We start from the raw sequence: 16,468 nt of genomic DNA on the forward strand, positions 1-16,468 counted from the left end.
CCCCCGCTTGCGGGGGTTTTTTATCTCCACGGTGAGTCATGGCCACTATCGAACAACAAATCAACCATTTACGCACTCAGCTGCGCCATCACGAATATCAGTACCACGTTCTTGATGCACCGGAAGTGCCTGATGCCGAATACGATCGTCTGATGCGTGAGCTGCGAGAGCTGGAAACGGCGCACCCTGACCTGGTCACCGCCGATTCCCCGACGCAGCGCGTGGGAGCTGCACCGCTGTCCGAATTCGGGCAGGTGAAACATCAGGTGCCAATGCTTTCGCTGGACAACGTGTTTGATGAAGACAGCTATCTGGCATTCTACAAGCGCGTTCAGGATCGGTTGAAAACCGCTGAGCCGCTGACGTTTTGCTGTGAGCTGAAGCTCGATGGTTTAGCCGTGAGCCTGCTGTACGAAAATGGTGAACTGGTGCAGGCCGCGACGCGCGGTGACGGCACGACCGGCGAGAACATTACCGCCAACGTGCGCACAATCCGCGCGATCCCGCTGCGTTTGCAGGGTGACAATATTCCCGCAAGGCTCGAAGTGCGTGGCGAAGTGTTCATGCCGCAGCCGGGCTTTGAAGCGATGAACGAAGAAGCACGCCGTACCGGTGGCAAAGTATTTGCTAATCCGCGAAATGCCGCCGCCGGATCACTGCGACAGCTCGATCCGCGTATCACCGCCAAACGTCCGCTGACCTTCTTCTGCTACGGCATCGGCGTGCTGGATGGCGGTGAATTGCCGCGCAGCCATTATGAACGCCTGCAACAGCTGAAAGCCTGGGGTTTACCGGTCAGCGACCGCGTGCGCGTCTGCACCGGCAGTCAAGACGTGCTCGAATTTTACCGTCAGGTGGAAGCTGACCGTCCGACGCTCGGTTTTGATATCGACGGCGTGGTGGTGAAAATTGATTCGCTGGATATTCAGGAAACGCTGGGCTTCGTGGCGCGTGCGCCGCGCTGGGCGACGGCTTTTAAATTCCCGGCCCAGGAACAAATCACGCAGGTGAAAGACGTCGAGTTTCAGGTTGGCCGTACCGGGGCGATTACGCCGGTGGCCCGTCTGGAGCCGGTGCTGGTCGCCGGTGTGATGGTCAGCAATGCGACCCTGCATAACGCCGATGAAATCGAACGCCTTGGTTTGCGCATTGGCGACACGGTGATTGTCCGCCGCGCCGGTGACGTCATCCCGCAGGTTGTCGGGGTCGTGATGGACGAACGTCCGGAAAATGCCCGCGAAGTGATCTTCCCGACCCATTGTCCGGTGTGTAATTCCGACGTTGAACGCGTGGAAGGCGAAGCGGTGGCCCGCTGTACCGGCGGTCTTATCTGCGGCGCGCAGCGCAAAGAGGCGCTGAAGCATTTTGTTTCCCGCCGTGCGCTGGACGTTGATGGCATGGGCGATAAAATTATCGATCAGCTGGTGGAAAAAGAGTACGTCAAGAATCCGGCCGATCTGTTCCGCCTGACTGCCGGCAAACTCACCGGTCTTGATCGCATGGGGCCGAAGTCCGCACAGAACGTAGTGAATGCGCTGGAAAAAGCCAAAGAAACCACGCTCGCTCGTTTCCTGTATGCGCTCGGTATTCGCGAAGTGGGCGAAGCGACGGCGGCTAATCTGGCGGCGCATTACGGTTCTGTGGAGGCGCTGAAAGCGGCGGATATTGATTCCCTGAAAGCCGTGCCGGATGTCGGTGACGTGGTGGCGAAGCACGTGGTGAATTTCCTGTCGGAAGAGCATAACCAGCAGGTGATCGACGAGCTTCTCAGCCCGGAAATCAACATTCACTGGCCCGCAGTGCAAGTGATTGTACCGGAAGAGATCGACAGCCCGTTCTCCGGTAAAACCGTGGTGCTGACCGGTTCTCTGTCTGTCCTGTCGCGCGATGAAGCCAAAGACCGCCTGACGGCGCTGGGCGCGAAAGTCTCCGGCAGCGTATCGAAGAAAACCGATCTGGTGATAGCCGGAGAAGCGGCCGGATCCAAACTGGCGAAAGCGCAGGAGCTGGGGATTGCCGTTATCGACGAAGCGGAGATGATCCGCCTGCTGGGTGAATAAGCGATGGAAAAAGAAGATCTGATCCAAATCGCCAACATGGTGATGCCGTTTGGCAAATATGCCGGGCGGGTGCTGATTGACCTGCCTGAAGAGTATTTGCTGTGGTTCGCCCGCAAAGACGAATTTCCGCAGGGAAAACTCGGTGAACTGATGCAACTGACGCTGACCATCAAAAGCGAAGGGCTGCAAAGTCTGATTAATCCACTGCGTCGCAACGGGCCGGGTTCAGGCGGCACTGACGATTAACGTCAGACCTCATAACGAAGAAAGGCGCTGATCTCAGCGCCTTTCTTGTTCCTATGACTCTGTCACCGGCACTTTTTTCAGCGCCATGTCCTGCTGTTTCTTCTGATACCTTTTCGCCAGCACCGCGCAGGTCATCAGCTGAACCTGATGGAAGATCATCAGCGGCAGCACCATCATGCCAATCGCACTGACCGGGAACAGAATGTTGGCCATCGGAATGCCGTTCGCCAGACTTTTCTTCGAGCCGCAGAACACAATGGTGATTTCATCCGGTTTGCTGAACCCCATCCAGCGCGCCATGTATGTATTGATCACCAGAATCAGCGCCAGCAGAACCAGACTGACTACAACGATAAACAGCAGCGATCCGATGCCCACCTGATGCCAGATCCCCTGCGTGACGGCTTCGCTGAATGCCGAATACACCACCAGCAAAATGGACGTCTGGTCGGTTTTGCCGATCATTTTGCGGTGACGCTCTACAAACCCGCCAATCAGCGGCCGCAGAAGATGCCCGGCAATAAATGGTACCAGCAGTTGCAGGACGATGTGCCCGACCTGTTCCAGACCGTTTCCGGTTGTACCCTGGACGTGCATCAGCAGGCTGACCAGCAGCGGTGATACAAAAATCCCCAACAGGCTTGAGGCCGAGGCGCTGCACACCGCCGCCGCGACGTTACCGCCCGCCAGCGACGTGAAGGCGATCGCCGATTGTACGGTCGCAGGCAGAATACACAGATAGACGAACCCGCTGTAAATCTGCGGGCTGACGTCCACCGGATGCCACCACTGAAACAGCAGGCCGAGGACCGGGAACAAAATGAAGGTGCTGAACATCACCCACAGGTGCAGTCGCCAGTTATTACTGCCCTGAAAAATCGCCTCGCGGGAAAGCTTGGCGCCGTGCATAAAAAACAGCAGGCCGATGGCGAAAATGGTCAGATTGTTGAAAAACGCAACGAACATGCCGCTGGCCGGGAAAAATGTCGCCAGTAGCACGGTGACAATCAGCGTCAGGGTGAAGCGATCGGGTAAGAAGCGCATGGGGATATCTCATATTTATAATCTTATCGTGAGCGCTATTCTGAGCGACTGCGATACAATTAAAAAATTGATTTATTTAATCCATTGATGCGGAAAATTCATGAATTATTCCCTCAGACAGCTTCGCGTGTTTGTCGCCGTTTCGCGCCACGGCAGCTTCAGCCGGGCGGGTGAGGCCATTGGCCTGAGTCAGTCGGCGGTCAGCCACAGCATGAAAGAGCTGGAAATGGAAATGGGCGTACGGCTGCTCGATCGCACCACGCGCGAAGTGGCACTGACTGACGCTGGCCATCGTCTGGCAAATCGCGTGGAACCGCTGCTGGATGAGTTGCACGCCATGCTGCTCGATACCCGCAGTTTCGGTACGCAGCATAATGGCCGCGTGCGGATTGCGTCCAGCCAGACCATTTCTGCCCAACTGATGCCGCAATGCATCGCCAACGGAGAGCGGCTTTATCCTGATATCCGCATCTTATTGCGCGATCAGGCGCAGCAGCTGGTACTCAACAGCGTGCGTAATGCCGAAGTGGATTTCGGCATTGTGATTGATCCCGGCGAAAATACCGATCTCGACTGCGAGCCGGTATTGCATGAGCCTTTTTTGCTGATGTGCCGGGAAGATCATCCGTTCGCCAGCCAGACGTCGGTGAAGTGGCAGGCGCTGAACGGTTGCCGGCTGGTATTGCAGGATTACGCTTCGGGCAGCCGCATCCTGATTGATAACGCGCTGAAATCTCAGGGCGTGAAGGCGGAAATCGCCCAGGAAATCGGGCATACCGCCACCTTGTTTCCGATGGTGGAAGCGGGGATTGGCATCAGCGTATTTCCGGCGCTGGCGTTGCCGGTACCGCAAGGCAGCAGGCTGGCGATCAGGCCGCTGGAACCTGAAATCAACCGCGTGCTGATGCTGGCAAAGCGCAAGAACCGGTCGCTTTCGCCCGCCGCGCAGGCCATCTGGCAGGTAGTGAAAGATCAGGCGCTAATACTGAGTGAAAAACGCAGCCAGCAGGGTGTGTTCAAACCCTGACACCATGCCGGCTGTTTCATGCCGGACGTTGGTTAGACGTAAATATCAATCGCATTGGTGTCGGTCGGCTTGTTGACGCCTTCCTCTTTTTTGATGTCAGTGGCTGCTTCGGCTTTTTGCTGCTGTTCCAGCGCTTTTTCCGCCTGCTGCTGCTGAATCTGTGCGATCTGTTGTTGCAGCATTTCGATCTGTTGCTGCAACAGTTCCTGCTGTTGTTTCACGTCTTCAGAATCGCCGCCTGAGCTGCTCAGATTCTTAACCTGTTCGGTCAGTTTCTGGATCTGTTTAGTCAACTGTGCAATCTGACTGCTGCTGCCCGCATCACTGCTTGAAGACGAACTCACTGCACTGCCGGTGGCACTGATAGTGCTCATAATAGCCTCGCTTAGTGTGAATAAAATTTTGCACGTAAAGGTGCTTAAGCGTTATCGGCGGCGTTTGGCCCGGCTTTATTGGTTTTGCATATTCCTTACAGTGTTAACGCATTTCTTGTACTTCAAGCTTTGGCCACAGCCTCAGCCAGCCTTTGGTACTGACGCGTTCGGCAAATACCGCCGGGATAGCGTGGCGCGGATTAGGCGTGATCGTTAAGTGGAATAAACTCTCCAGTCCGAGCGGGGCGTTCAGTTCAATCTGTCCGTCAGCATTCATTCGCGCGCCAATCGCCGTTTCCACTTCTACCCAGTAACTGATGGCCTGCGCGCTGGAAGCGTAAGGCACGTGGCCGTGACGTTCATGCATACGCGCCTGATTTTTCACTGACCACGGCAGCTCAGGCGTGGCTGCGCGCAAACGCTGCTCTAAACGTTCATCCGCTTCCACTGAACGGTCCTCAGGATTGAAATACACTACGTCGATATCGTTGAGCGGCGTGACGCGCGGGTAGCCGTGCAGCCGGTCCCACACCAGATTGCGTACAAAACCCGCCGCCAGCCAGCCATCGTTCAGCCCCAGTTTTTGCACTTCCATCAGCGCCCGCACATGCAGCGGTTCTTCGCTGAGCCAGGTGATAATTTGCTGCTCCCTCTCTTTCACACGCGCTTCTCCACAGGAATGGGATCTCATTGTAGCCAAATTTGATGACAGCACGGCAACGCACCGTTTCGGATTTTGCTGCAATCCGGACGCGCCAAAATGAAGCAAACCGGCCAGCGGAAGCCTGTCAGGCAGCGTTAATGCTGGATCGGTTAAGTGGTACAGCCTTTGCAGGATGAATTATGCCGCAGAAAAATCGGGCAGAACGGCGGCCTTTCTCTTCCAACAAAAATTGAGTTATCACCGGGCAGGGGATCACACATGCATACCACGAAAGTCACTCCCGTTTTAAAGCGGACGCTGGGCAGTTTTAAACTGTGGGGCATTGCCGTCGGACTGGTTATTTCCGGCGAGTATTTTGGCTGGAGCTATGGTTGGGCGCAGGCCGGCACGCTGGGTTTTCTTATCACCGCGCTGGTGATTGCCGCCATGTACTGCGCCTTTATTTTCAGCTTTACCGAACTCACCACGTCGATTCCTCATGCAGGCGGTCCTTTTGCCTACGCCTATCGAGCCTTCGGGCCGACGGGAGGATTCGTCGCCGGATTCGCCACGCTGGTGGAATTTGTTTTTGCGCCACCGGCGATTGCGATGGCTATCGGTGCCTATCTCAACGTGCAGTTTCCTTCCATCGAACCGAAATGGGTAGCGGTCGGCGCGTACATTGTTTTTATGGTACTGAATATTCTCGGCGTCAGCATTGCCGCGACGTTTGAACTGCTGGTCACGCTGCTGGCGATTTTTGAACTGCTGGTGTTTATGGGCGTGGTTGCACCGGGCTTCCAGATGTCGAACTTCATGCACGGCGGCTGGGCGGGCAGCGATACGTTCAGCCCGGCGGCGTTCTCCGGCATCTTTGCGGCGATCCCTTTTGCCATCTGGTTCTTCCTGGCAATCGAAGGCGCATCAATGGCCGCTGAGGAAGCCAAAGATCCGCAGCGCACCATCCCGAAAGCCTTTATCGGCGGGATCCTGACGCTCACCGTGCTGGCGCTGGGCGTGATGCTGTTTGCCGGAGGTGTGGGCGACTGGACCAAATTGTCGAATATCAACGATCCGTTACCACAGGCCATGAAACTGATTGTCGGCAGTAACAGCGGCTGGCTGCATATGCTGGTGTGGCTGGGGTTATTCGGGCTCATTGCGTCTTTCCACGGCATTATCATGGGCTATTCCCGTCAGATATTTGCGCTGGCGCGCGCCGGGTATCTGCCCAAACGGCTGGCGACGGTGAATGCACGTTTCCAGACTCCGCATCTGGGCATTATCGCCGGTGGCGTGGTAGGGATTGCGGCCATTTTCTCGGATTCGCTGATTGTGATTGGCGGGCAGCCGCTGACCGCGAATATCGTGACCATGTCGGTGTTTGGTGCGATTGTGATGTACATCATTTCGATGGCTGCGCTGTTCAAACTGCGGCGCAGCGAGCCGAACCTGATCCGGCCATTCCGCGCGCCGCTCTATCCTTTTGCACCGGCGCTGGCTCTGGTGTTGGCGGTGGTGTGTCTGGGGGCTATGATCTATTACAACACTCTGCTGTTTTTGATCTTCGCCGCCATGATGTTGCTGGCCTACGCCTGGTTCCTGCTGACACATCAGGCGCGCACGGACGCGGCGGAAGACCCGCAGTTACGTGGATTGCGACCGGCATCGGCCAAAATCGGCAAATAACCCGATTCGCTAAGGAGCGTTATGTTTCAGACCACATTGAGCCATCGCAGCTACCGGTTTAAAGATTTACGCGAGCTGATGGCAAAAGCGTCTCCCGCGAGGTCGGGGGATTATCTTGCTGAAGTGGCGGCGACCAGCGCGGAAGAGCGGATGGCGGCAAAAATGGCGCTGGCCGACGTCCCGCTGAAAACCTTCCTGCAACAGTTGCTGGTGCCGTATGAAGATGATGAAGTCACGCGGCTGATTATCGATACCCACGACGTCACGGCGTTTGCCGCGATTTCACATCTCACCGTGGGAGATTTTCGCGACTGGCTGCTGAGCGAAAAAACCGACAGCGCCGTGCTTGCGGCGGTTGCGTGGGGGATTACTCCGGAAATGGCGGCGGCGGTCAGTAAGCTGATGCGCAATCAGGATCTGATTCTGGTCGCTAAAAAATGCCGGGTGATCACTAAATTTCGCAATACCATCGGGTTGCCGGGGCACATGAGCGTGCGTCTGCAACCGAATCATCCGACTGACAATTTGCAGGGCATCGCCGCCAGTATGCTCGACGGGCTACTTTATGGCTCAGGCGATGCGGTCATCGGCATCAATCCGGCCAGCGACAGCCTGCCGCTGCTGGAAAATCTCAATTACATGCTCGATGACATCATCACGCGCTTTGAAATTCCCACGCAGTCCTGCGTGCTGACTCACGTCACCAACACCATCAAATTGGTGGAACGCGGTGCGCCGGTCGATCTGGTGTTTCAGTCGATTGCAGGAACGGAGGCCGCCAATAGCGGGTTCGGCATCAATCTTGCGCTGCTCGAAGAGGCGCAACAGGCGGCGCTGAGCCTGAAACGCGGGACGCTTGGCGATAACGTGATGTATTTCGAAACCGGGCAGGGGAGCTGTCTGTCTGCCAATGCGCATTTCGGTGTCGATCAGCAAACCTGTGAAGCGCGGGCTTACGCTATCGCCAGACGATTCTCGCCGTTGCTGATCAATACGGTGGTCGGCTTTATCGGGCCGGAATATCTCTATGACGGCAAGCAAATCATCCGCGCCGGGCTGGAGGACCATTTCTGCGGAAAACTGCTGGGCGTGCCGCTGGGCTGCGATGTGTGCTACACCAACCATGCCGAAGCCGATCAGGATGATATGGATACACTGCTGACGCTGCTGGGCACCGCCGGGCTGACGTTCCTGATTGGTGTGCCGGGCGCGGATGACATCATGCTGAACTATCAGAGCACGTCGTTCCACGACGCGTTGTATATCCGTGAGTTGCTGGGGCTTAAACACGCGCCGGAATTTGCCGTCTGGCTGGAGAAAATGAAGATTATTGATCCGCAGGGTGCTTTGCAGGATACCCGCGCGTCACATCCGTTACTGCGTCAGTTGCCGCAACTAAGCTGAGGAAAGCCTGTGACCGATAAAGACAAAGGGCTGTCGCCGCTGGTCCACAACAATCCGTGGGAAACGCTGCGGCAGTTTACCGCGGCGCGCATTGCGCTGGGGCGAACCGGTTCAAGTCTGCCGACCGATGAACTGCTGCGTTTCGGATTAGCCCATGCGCAGGCGCGTGACGCTGTGCATCAGCCTTTCGACAGTGATGCACTGGAAACCGAACTTCATCAAATGGGGCTGGAAACGCTGACCGTCGCCAGTGCTGCGCCAGACAGGGCAACGTACCTGTGCCGTCCGGATCTAGGGCGCAAACTCTCTGAGGAAAGTCGCGAGTCGTTGCAAAGTCGCGCACGGGAGGCGTCAGATATCGTGCTGGTCGTTGCTGACGGATTATCTTCCAAAGCCGTTCATCGTCAGGCCGTGCCGCTGATTAACGCGCTGCTGCCGTATTTAAGGACGCTGGAACTGACGTTAGGACCGGTGGTTCTGGCGCATCAGTCTCGGGTGGCGCTGGGGGATGATATTGCGCAGGTGATGAAAGCTAAGGCGGTGGCGATTTTGATCGGCGAACGTCCGGGATTGTCCTCACCCGACAGTTTAGGTATTTACATGACCTGGGGGCCGCATACCAAAAGGCTGGAGTCGGAGCGCAATTGTATTTCGAACGTGCGCCCGGAAGGGCTGGACTACCCGCAGGCTGCTTTTAAGCTCGCCTGGTTGTTGGAACAATCTTTCCACCGCCAGCTGTCCGGTGTGAATCTGAAAGACGAAAGTGATAATCCGGCGCTGCACAATAAAGTGGTGCCGACGTTTACGCTGGGGTAGGGGATGAGGAATATGCTCGAACCAGCAACGGGTTCGCCTCCATCACGGATTGACTCCGGATTTCACATACGAAAAAAGCGCCAAAGGGCGCTTTTTTCTGAATTGGTGGGCCGTGCTGGATTCGAACCAGCGACCAATTGATTAAAAGTCAACTGCTCTACCAACTGAGCTAACGGCCCGCAGAAGTGGTGGGCGATGACGGGTTCGAACCGCCGACCCCCTCCGTGTAAAGGAGATGCTCTACCAACTGAGCTAATCGCCCACTTCTGGGTACTCCACAACGTAAGTCAGAAACTGCTGAGAAATGGTGGGCGATGACGGGTTCGAACCGCCGACCCCCTCCGTGTAAAGGAGATGCTCTACCAACTGAGCTAATCGCCCATTTCTCATTCCTGCTTACTATCACAACGCGTCCACTCTAAGAGTGGTGGGCGATGACGGGTTCGAACCGCCGACCCCCTCCGTGTAAAGGAGATGCTCTACCAACTGAGCTAATCGCCCCCGTCGTGATGGAGTCGCATTATAGGGATACTTGAAATTACGTCAACGCTTTTTAAAAACAAAAATGATCGTTCGGCTTATTTTTAGACAACATGACGTGTTTCTCGCCCGCGTAGTCGATTCTTTACGCATTCATGGTCTTAAACCGGTCGCCTTACCCTGTATCGGCGTTGAGGATTCAGGGCAGAGTGGTAGAATGTCAGCCACTTTTTGTTAATTGATAGCAGCGTTTCGTAGCGTTGCATGATTAAGGTTGCACCCGGATGAAAATCAAAACCCGTTTTGCCCCAAGCCCGACCGGCTATCTGCACGTCGGTGGCGCCCGTACCGCACTCTATTCCTGGCTCTTTGCCCGCAACCTTGGCGGTGAGTTCGTGCTGCGTATCGAAGACACCGATCTCGAGCGTTCCACTCAGGAAGCGATCGACGCGATTATGGATGGCATGAACTGGCTGAATCTGGACTGGGATGAAGGCCCGTATTTCCAGACCAAACGTTTTGATCGCTATAACGGCGTGATCGACGAAATGTTGGAAAACGGTACCGCGTATAAATGCTACTGCTCTAAAGAACGTCTGGAAGAGCTGCGTGAGCATCAGATGGCGAATAACGAAAAGCCTCGTTATGACGGCCGCTGCCGCGACAGCCACGAACATCACGCCGCTGATGAGCCATGCGTAGTACGTTTTCGCAACCCGCAGGAAGGCTCAGTTATCTTTGATGACCAGATCCGTGGGCCGATTGAATTTAGCAACGACGAGCTGGATGATCTGATCATCCGTCGTACCGACGGTTCTCCTACTTATAATTTCTGCGTCGTGGTCGATGACTGGGATATGGAAATTACCCACGTTATCCGTGGCGAAGACCATATCAACAACACCCCACGTCAGATCAACATCCTGAAAGCGCTGGGCGCACCGGTACCGGTTTACGCGCACGTTTCCATGATTCTGGGTGACGATGGCAAAAAACTGTCCAAGCGTCATGGTGCGGTCGGCGTGATGCAGTACCGCGATGATGGTTATCTGCCGGAAGCGCTGCTGAACTATCTGGTGCGTCTGGGCTGGTCTCATGGCGATCAGGAAATCTTCAGCCGTGACGAAATGAAAGCGCTGTTCTCACTGGAAAACGTCAGCAAGTCTGCCAGTGCGTTTAACACTGAAAAACTGCAATGGCTGAACCATCACTACATTAACTCGATGGATCCGCAATATGTCGCAACGCACCTGCTGTGGCACGTAGAGCAGGCCGGTATCGAAACCCGCAACGGTCCGCAGCTGTTTGAAATCGTGACCCTGCTGGGCGAACGTTGCAAGACTCTGAAAGAAATGGCGGAATCCTGCCGTTACTTCTACGAAGATTTTGCAGAGTTTGATGCCGATGCAGCGAAGAAACACCTGCGTCCGGTTGCCCGTCAGCCGCTGGAAGTGGTTCGTGCCAAACTGGCAGCCATCACTGACTGGACGGCTGAAAACATTCACCATGCCATTCAGGGCACGGCGGATGAGCTGGAAGTGGGGATGGGTAAAGTCGGTATGCCGCTGCGCGTAGCCGTCACTGGCGCGGGTCAGTCTCCTGGTGTGGACGTCACCGTTCACGCTATCGGGCAGAGCCGTGTGCTGGCGCGTATCGATATGGCGCTGGCCTTTATTGCTGAGCGTGAAACGCAACAGCAGTAATTCCATCGTGCAGATGTAAAAAAAGCCAGCCGGTTTCCCGCGCTGGCTTTTTTATTACGTTAAAGGGTGATGATTAACGTTGCTCGGTCGCAGGCGCGGCCACCGTAGGGCGGTAAGCCAGGAAGTACATCAGACCGACGAAGCCCGCACCGCCGACGGCGTTACCGAGGAATACGGCGACGAAGTTCGGGAAGTATTGAGACCAGCTCAGCGCACCGGCAAAAATGGCGGCCGGAATGATGAACATATTCGCCACCACGTGCTGGAAGCCAATCGCCACAAACGCCATGACCGGGAACCACATCCCGATCACTTTGCCGCCCATCTCTTTACTGGCGAAAGCCAGCCAGATAGCCAGACACACCAGCCAGTTACAGCCGATGCCAGAAATGAACGCGTGCATGAAGTCAGCGTTAACTTTCGCGGTCGCAGTGGCCACCGTTTTGCTCAGGAATGCGCCTTCGGTCAGCCCTAACACATGGCCGAAGAAATACGCCACGGCCAGGCTGCCCAGCAGGTTAGCCAGTGTGACCCAGAACCAGTTACGCAGCACGGCGAACAGACTTATCTGACGGGCGAACCAGGCAATCGGTAAGGTCATCATATTTCCGGTTAGCAGTTCTCCCCCTGCTAAAACGGTCAGAATGATGCCGACCGGGAATACGGCTGCGCCCAGCAGGTTACTGAAAGAGCCCCAGGATGCAGGTAACGTCCCTATTACATGCAGATCCAGCAGGAAACCGGTGGCGATGAATGCGCCCGCCAGGAAACCCAAAATTAACAAATTCAACACGGAAGAATGGCTTTTATTAACGCCCGCCGTGACAGCGATGGATGCGATTTCTTTAGGTGAATACAAGGACATGAGATTGCTCGAAGTAATGGATTATGATTATTGCGCGAGCAGTCTATTCTGAGATTTCTCTCAAAACAAGGCGATTTTAATAGTCTGCTAACATTTCATTAATCATTAAATCCTGCTTGTTAAAGAAATGTGTAGGCTGATCAGAAAGCTAGTCACAGTGCGGGCTGCCGGGGCGATTGCAAAACAAAGTATCCTGCTGAATATTTGCTTCAGGGCAGAGGGTTTTTTCCAGCAAAATGGGGTATTTGGCGGCTTTTTCAGCGCTTGGTTGCAGAAACGGATTTAGCCGTTGACAGGGTAGACACGGTTTCATATCATGCGCCCCGTTCACCGGTTTTTACTGGTTTGAATTGGGGGTATAGCTCAGCTGGGAGAGCGCTTGCATGGCATGCAAGAGGTCAGCGGTTCGATCCCGCTTATCTCCACCAACTTCCTTTCCAGAGTAAGTTGGTCGTTTCCTGAAAAGGAAACAGAGATGTGAAAATCTAGTGATTAAAGAAGTACCTCGTGTGGGGGTATAGCTCAGCTGGGAGAGCGCTTGCATGGCATGCAAGAGGTCAGCGGTTCGATCCCGCTTATCTCCACCAAATATTAAAGAAACCCGCTTAGGCGGGTTTTTTGCTTTCTGCTGTTCACTGCTTTCCCCGTGTTCTACTCCCGGTATTTCCCAAATTGCAGGCATAAAAAAAGGCGCCGGAGCGCCTTTCTTGTCGTTCTGTCGTTCGCTTACTTACGCCAGTACCAGACCCGCGATAGAAGCAGACAACACGCTGACCAGCGTCGAGCCGTACAGCAGTTTCAGGCCAAAGCGAGAAACTACGTTGCCCTGATGTTCGTTCAGACCTTTGATAGCCCCTGCCACGATACCAATCGAGGAGAAGTTAGCGAAGGACACCAGGAACACGGACAAGATACCGACGCTGCGTGGTGACAAATCAGCAGCAACTTTCTGCAGATCCAGCATGGCAACGAACTCGTTGGAAACCAGCTTGGTGGCCATCATGCTGCCGACCTGCAAGGCTTCGTGGCTTGGTACGCCCATCATCCATGCAAACGGATAGAAGACATAACCCAGTACGCCCTGGAAGGTGATACCGAATACCACGTCGAACAACGCATTCAGGCAAGAGATCAGTGCGATGAAACCAATCAACATGGCTGCAACGATGATCGCCACTTTGAAGCCGGCGAGGATGTATTCACCCAGCATTTCAAAGAAGCTCTGACCCTGATGCGTGTTACCGATCTGCAGGTCTTCTTCCGAATCAACTTTATAAGGGTTGATAAGCGACAATACGATAAAGGTACTGAACATGTTGAGTACCAGCGCAGCAACAACAAAGCGCGGTTCCAGCATGGTCATGTACGCACCCACGATCGACATAGAAACCGTCGACATTGCCGTAGCGGCCATGGTGTACATACGTTTTTCAGACATTTTGCCCAGAATATCTTTATACGCGATAAAGTTTTCTGACTGACCCAAAATCAGGGAACTGATGGCGTTGAAAGATTCCAGTTTTCCCATGCCATTAATTTTCGACAGTACCGTACCGATGATACGGATGACGAAAGGCAGTACGCGAATGTGCTGTAAAATACCGATCAGTGCGGAAATAAACACGATCGGACACAAGACTTTCAAGAAGAAGAACGCTAATCCCTTATCGCTCATGCCCCCAAATACGAAGCCGGTTCCTTCCGCAGCGAATCCTAATAATTTCTCAAACATATCTGAGAAGCCTTTCACAAAACCTAAACCAATAGATGAGTTCAGGAAGAAATAGGCTAATAGGACTTCAATCACTAACAGCTGAACGATGAACCGTAAACGGATACTTTTACGGTCACGGCTCACCAGTAAAGCGAGTACTGCGACAACGGCCAACGCTAATACAAAGTGCAAAATGTTAGACATGGGTGCTCCAAATTAGAGGCAGGCTATATTTCGACGGACATTCTATGTAACGCGTACATTTAAAACGTGAAGTCGCTTGCAAATATAGAAATTGCAGACATGAATTGCAACAAATCCCATTCCACCACACAAAAAATCAAGATGTTAAGAAAAATAGGCACAGTTTGCTTTCCTGTGCTAGCTTTATCATGTGCCGTAATGCGTTCTAAATCTGGTCAAACAGCCTCTGTTTTAGGAAAGCGCGCGCGTCCGGATTGAGAAAGCCGGGCGGGCGAATAACCACACAGTTATCACGTCGTCGCTTACTGCCTATCAGAATCATCGCTCAAATTTATCTAAATGCACTTGATAATCATTATCATTTAGACGATATTTGTGTAAGCGTAATAATTGTAGGGGTTAACACATTATGTTGAACAGCCGGACCGAATCTTCAGGCCGCGCATCCAGAAAGATGAAGCTTTCGTTGATGGGACCGGCTTTTATAGCCGCCATCGGTTACATCGATCCGGGTAACTTTGCGACAAATATCCAGGCCGGTGCTTCTTACGGCTACCAGTTGCTGTGGGTCGTCGTCTGGGCCAACGTGATGGCGATGTTGATCCAGCTTCTTTCTGCCAAGCTCGGTATCGCCACTGGCAAAAATCTCGCTGAACATATTCGCGATCGCTTCCCGCGTCCTGCCGTCTGGGCTTACTGGGTGCAGGCAGAAATTATTGCGATGGCCACCGATCTGGCAGAATTTATCGGTGCGGCCATCGGTTTCAAATTACTGCTCGGCGTGTCGCTGTTTCAGGGCGCGGTGCTGACCGGTATTGCCACCTTCATTATTCTTGCTCTGCAAAAGCGCGGACAAAAGCCGCTGGAACTGGTGATCGCCGGTCTTCTGCTGTTCGTGGCAGCCGCTTATATTGTCGAACTGTTCTTTTCGCAGCCGAGTATGGTCGCGCTGGGAAAAGGGATGTTAATTCCGGCGCTGCCGACCAGTGATTCCGTCTATCTGGCTGCCGGTGTGCTGGGGGCGACAATTATGCCCCACGTCATCTACCTGCACTCTTCGCTGACCCAGCGCGGGGGCAAGGCATCGAAAGCGCAACGTTATTCTGCCACCAAGCTGGATGTCGGGATCGCCATGACCATCGCGGGTTTCGTGAATCTGGCGATGATGGCGACCGCCGCTGCGGCTTTCCACTTTAGCGGGCACAGCGGTATCAGCGAGCTCGATGAGGCCTATCTGACGCTGCAACCTTTGCTCGGCCACGCCGCCGCCACCACCTTTGGCCTGAGTCTGGTCGCCGCCGGGTTGTCTTCGACCGTCGTCGGAACACTGGCCGGTCAGGTGGTCATGCAGGGCTTTGTGAAGTTCTATATCCCGATTTGGGTGCGTCGCGTCGTCACCATGATGCCGTCCTTTATCGTTATTCTGATGGGGCTCGACGCCACACGAATTCTGGTGATGAGCCAGGTGCTGCTGAGTTTCGGGATTGCGCTGGCGCTGTTGCCGCTGCTGGCGTTCACCGGCAACCGCAGCCTGATGGGTGAGATGACCAACACCAGAACGGTGCAATGGGCGGGGCGGCTGATTGTGCTGATTGTCGTCAGCCTTAACCTCTATCTGCTGATCGGCATGCTGAAATAACCTCAGCGCCGCAGCAATAAAAAACGGGACAGCGCAAACTGTCCCGTTTTTTTATCTGAAATCTTTGCGAATCAATGGCGGTGATCGCCATGACCCCGGTGATCATCATGTCTGTCGTGCCCGCGATCCGGGCCGCGACCTCTGTCGTGACCATGACCCCGGTCCGGCCCGCGACCATGATTATCATAATGCGGACGGCCATAATAGCGCGGCGGAGGTGGACGATGATGAGAACGGTTATCCCACCAGCCACGATCGCGCCAGCGGCCGCCATCCCAGTAATAGCCGCGATGGCTGCGTTCACCGTAGTAACGGCCGTGGTGATTGTTCCACCAGCCGGCATCACGCCAGTCATACCCATCCCAGTAATAACCGCGACGATCGCGGTCACCGATATTGATTGAAAGACCCGGAGTACTCAGGCTAAAGCTGCTGGCCTCTACAGCGGGAGCCGCAGCAGGAAGCAGTGCAAATAATAATGTACCAAACAGTAAAGGCTTAATCATAATGCCCCCAGATTCCTTATAATTTATGCTGACAGTTATAAGGCGAAGACACCC

The 16,468-nt window shown here is 54.5% G+C and carries 14 protein-coding genes and 6 tRNA genes; 10 read left to right on the forward strand and 10 right to left on the reverse strand.

What is annotated here, in order from left to right; genetic code table 11:
• Window positions 1–38: 38 nt before the first annotated feature.
• Window positions 39–2,060 (forward strand): NAD-dependent DNA ligase LigA, encoded by a 2,022-nt coding sequence (gene ligA, locus I2123_RS07595; protein WP_213052113.1) that lies wholly within the window; start codon window positions 39–41, stop codon window positions 2,058–2,060.
• Window positions 2,061–2,063: 3 nt separating this feature from the next.
• Complete coding sequence (locus I2123_RS07600; RefSeq protein ID WP_112164979.1) at window positions 2,064–2,306, forward strand: DUF3820 family protein; 243 nt, start codon at window positions 2,064–2,066, stop codon at window positions 2,304–2,306.
• 51 nt (window positions 2,307–2,357) lie between these two features.
• On the opposite strand, the gene I2123_RS07605 is transcribed toward I2123_RS07600, so the two are convergent.
• Window positions 2,358–3,350, reverse strand: a complete 993-nt coding sequence (locus tag I2123_RS07605; protein ID WP_213052114.1) for a bile acid:sodium symporter family protein — start codon at window positions 3,348–3,350, stop codon at window positions 2,358–2,360.
• Window positions 3,351–3,450: 100 nt separating this feature from the next.
• Here I2123_RS07605 and I2123_RS07610 point away from each other — a divergent pair, with 100 nt between their 5' ends.
• Complete coding sequence (locus tag I2123_RS07610; protein WP_213052115.1) at window positions 3,451–4,377, forward strand: LysR family transcriptional regulator; 927 nt, start codon at window positions 3,451–3,453, stop codon at window positions 4,375–4,377.
• A 32-nt stretch (window positions 4,378–4,409) separates the two neighbouring features.
• Here I2123_RS07610 and I2123_RS07615 read toward each other — a convergent pair whose 3' ends face one another.
• Window positions 4,410–4,751 carry a FlxA-like family protein gene (locus I2123_RS07615; protein ID WP_112164985.1) on the reverse strand — a complete coding sequence of 114 codons (342 nt, stop codon included), beginning with the start codon at window positions 4,749–4,751 and terminating at the stop codon, window positions 4,410–4,412.
• A gap of 103 nt (window positions 4,752–4,854) precedes the next feature.
• Window positions 4,855–5,412: a nucleotidyltransferase family protein gene (locus tag I2123_RS07620; protein WP_244879893.1), complete on the reverse strand. Its 558-nt coding sequence runs from the start codon at window positions 5,410–5,412 to the stop codon at window positions 4,855–4,857.
• A 261-nt stretch (window positions 5,413–5,673) separates the two neighbouring features.
• Between I2123_RS07620 and eat the strand changes: the two genes are divergently transcribed.
• From eat to eutC, 3 genes are read left to right on the forward strand one after another with little or no spacing between them, the layout of a single operon-like run.
• Window positions 5,674–7,083 (forward strand): ethanolamine permease, encoded by a 1,410-nt coding sequence (gene eat / locus I2123_RS07625; RefSeq protein WP_112164989.1) that lies wholly within the window; start codon window positions 5,674–5,676, stop codon window positions 7,081–7,083.
• A 21-nt stretch (window positions 7,084–7,104) separates the two neighbouring features.
• A complete protein-coding gene (locus tag I2123_RS07630; protein ID WP_112164991.1) occupies window positions 7,105–8,487 on the forward strand; it encodes an ethanolamine ammonia-lyase subunit EutB in 1,383 nt (460 codons plus the stop codon).
• Between the two features lie 30 nt (window positions 8,488–8,517).
• On the forward strand, window positions 8,518–9,303 hold the full coding sequence (gene eutC, locus I2123_RS07635; RefSeq protein WP_112165007.1) for an ethanolamine ammonia-lyase subunit EutC: 786 nt from the start codon (window positions 8,518–8,520) through the stop codon (window positions 9,301–9,303).
• 103 nt (window positions 9,304–9,406) lie between these two features.
• Here the strand turns inward: eutC and I2123_RS07640 are convergent.
• The 4 genes from I2123_RS07640 to I2123_RS07655 form a co-directional block, all read right to left on the reverse strand.
• Window positions 9,407–9,482: transfer RNA gene (locus I2123_RS07640), tRNA-Lys, on the reverse strand.
• A gap of 7 nt (window positions 9,483–9,489) precedes the next feature.
• Window positions 9,490–9,565 (reverse strand) — tRNA-Val (locus I2123_RS07645).
• 43 nt (window positions 9,566–9,608) lie between these two features.
• Window positions 9,609–9,684 (reverse strand) — tRNA-Val (locus I2123_RS07650).
• 44 nt (window positions 9,685–9,728) lie between these two features.
• Window positions 9,729–9,804 (reverse strand) — tRNA-Val (locus I2123_RS07655).
• 263 nt (window positions 9,805–10,067) lie between these two features.
• Here I2123_RS07655 and gltX point away from each other — a divergent pair.
• On the forward strand, window positions 10,068–11,486 hold the full coding sequence (gene gltX, locus I2123_RS07660; RefSeq protein WP_213052117.1) for a glutamate--tRNA ligase: 1,419 nt from the start codon (window positions 10,068–10,070) through the stop codon (window positions 11,484–11,486).
• Window positions 11,487–11,559: 73 nt separating this feature from the next.
• Here the strand turns inward: gltX and I2123_RS07665 are convergent, their stop codons facing one another.
• Window positions 11,560–12,351 carry a formate/nitrite transporter family protein gene (locus I2123_RS07665; RefSeq protein ID WP_112169553.1) on the reverse strand — a complete coding sequence of 264 codons (792 nt, stop codon included), beginning with the start codon at window positions 12,349–12,351 and terminating at the stop codon, window positions 11,560–11,562.
• Window positions 12,352–12,703: 352 nt separating this feature from the next.
• On the opposite strand from I2123_RS07665, the gene I2123_RS07670 reads away from it, so the two are divergent.
• Window positions 12,704–12,779 (forward strand) — tRNA-Ala (locus tag I2123_RS07670).
• An 83-nt stretch (window positions 12,780–12,862) separates the two neighbouring features.
• Window positions 12,863–12,938 (forward strand) — tRNA-Ala (locus I2123_RS07675).
• 143 nt (window positions 12,939–13,081) lie between these two features.
• On the opposite strand, the gene I2123_RS07680 is transcribed toward I2123_RS07675, so the two are convergent.
• Window positions 13,082–14,269 (reverse strand): NupC/NupG family nucleoside CNT transporter, encoded by a 1,188-nt coding sequence (locus tag I2123_RS07680; protein ID WP_112168272.1) that lies wholly within the window; start codon window positions 14,267–14,269, stop codon window positions 13,082–13,084.
• A gap of 409 nt (window positions 14,270–14,678) precedes the next feature.
• Here I2123_RS07680 and I2123_RS07685 point away from each other — a divergent pair, with 409 nt between their 5' ends.
• Window positions 14,679–15,908, forward strand: coding sequence for an Nramp family divalent metal transporter (locus tag I2123_RS07685; protein ID WP_112168273.1), 1,230 nt, complete (start codon window positions 14,679–14,681; stop codon window positions 15,906–15,908).
• A 71-nt stretch (window positions 15,909–15,979) separates the two neighbouring features.
• Here the strand turns inward: I2123_RS07685 and I2123_RS07690 are convergent, their stop codons facing one another.
• Window positions 15,980–16,414, reverse strand: a complete 435-nt coding sequence (locus I2123_RS07690; RefSeq protein WP_112168274.1) for a DUF2502 domain-containing protein — start codon at window positions 16,412–16,414, stop codon at window positions 15,980–15,982.
• Window positions 16,415–16,468 lie beyond the last annotated feature (54 nt).

It is taken from the genome of Rahnella inusitata, assembly GCF_018288855.1.
Classification (GTDB): Bacteria; Pseudomonadota; Gammaproteobacteria; order Enterobacterales; family Enterobacteriaceae; genus Rahnella; species Rahnella inusitata.

Coding starts and splice junctions, on each gene's coding strand:
- I2123_RS07690 (WP_112168274.1), bottom strand. CDS start 16,414: ATGATTAAGCCTTTACTGTTTGGTACATTATTATTTGCACTGCTTCCT.
- I2123_RS07685 (WP_112168273.1), top strand. CDS start 14,679: ATGTTGAACAGCCGGACCGAATCTTCAGGCCGCGCATCCAGAAAGATG.
- I2123_RS07605 (WP_213052114.1), bottom strand. CDS start 3,350: ATGCGCTTCTTACCCGATCGCTTCACCCTGACGCTGATTGTCACCGTG.
- I2123_RS07615 (WP_112164985.1), bottom strand. CDS start 4,751: ATGAGCACTATCAGTGCCACCGGCAGTGCAGTGAGTTCGTCTTCAAGC.
- ligA (WP_213052113.1), top strand. CDS start 39: ATGGCCACTATCGAACAACAAATCAACCATTTACGCACTCAGCTGCGC.
- eat (WP_112164989.1), top strand. CDS start 5,674: ATGCATACCACGAAAGTCACTCCCGTTTTAAAGCGGACGCTGGGCAGT.
- I2123_RS07600 (WP_112164979.1), top strand. CDS start 2,064: ATGGAAAAAGAAGATCTGATCCAAATCGCCAACATGGTGATGCCGTTT.
- I2123_RS07630 (WP_112164991.1), top strand. CDS start 7,105: ATGTTTCAGACCACATTGAGCCATCGCAGCTACCGGTTTAAAGATTTA.
- I2123_RS07610 (WP_213052115.1), top strand. CDS start 3,451: ATGAATTATTCCCTCAGACAGCTTCGCGTGTTTGTCGCCGTTTCGCGC.
- I2123_RS07680 (WP_112168272.1), bottom strand. CDS start 14,269: ATGTCTAACATTTTGCACTTTGTATTAGCGTTGGCCGTTGTCGCAGTA.
- gltX (WP_213052117.1), top strand. CDS start 10,068: ATGAAAATCAAAACCCGTTTTGCCCCAAGCCCGACCGGCTATCTGCAC.
- I2123_RS07665 (WP_112169553.1), bottom strand. CDS start 12,351: ATGTCCTTGTATTCACCTAAAGAAATCGCATCCATCGCTGTCACGGCG.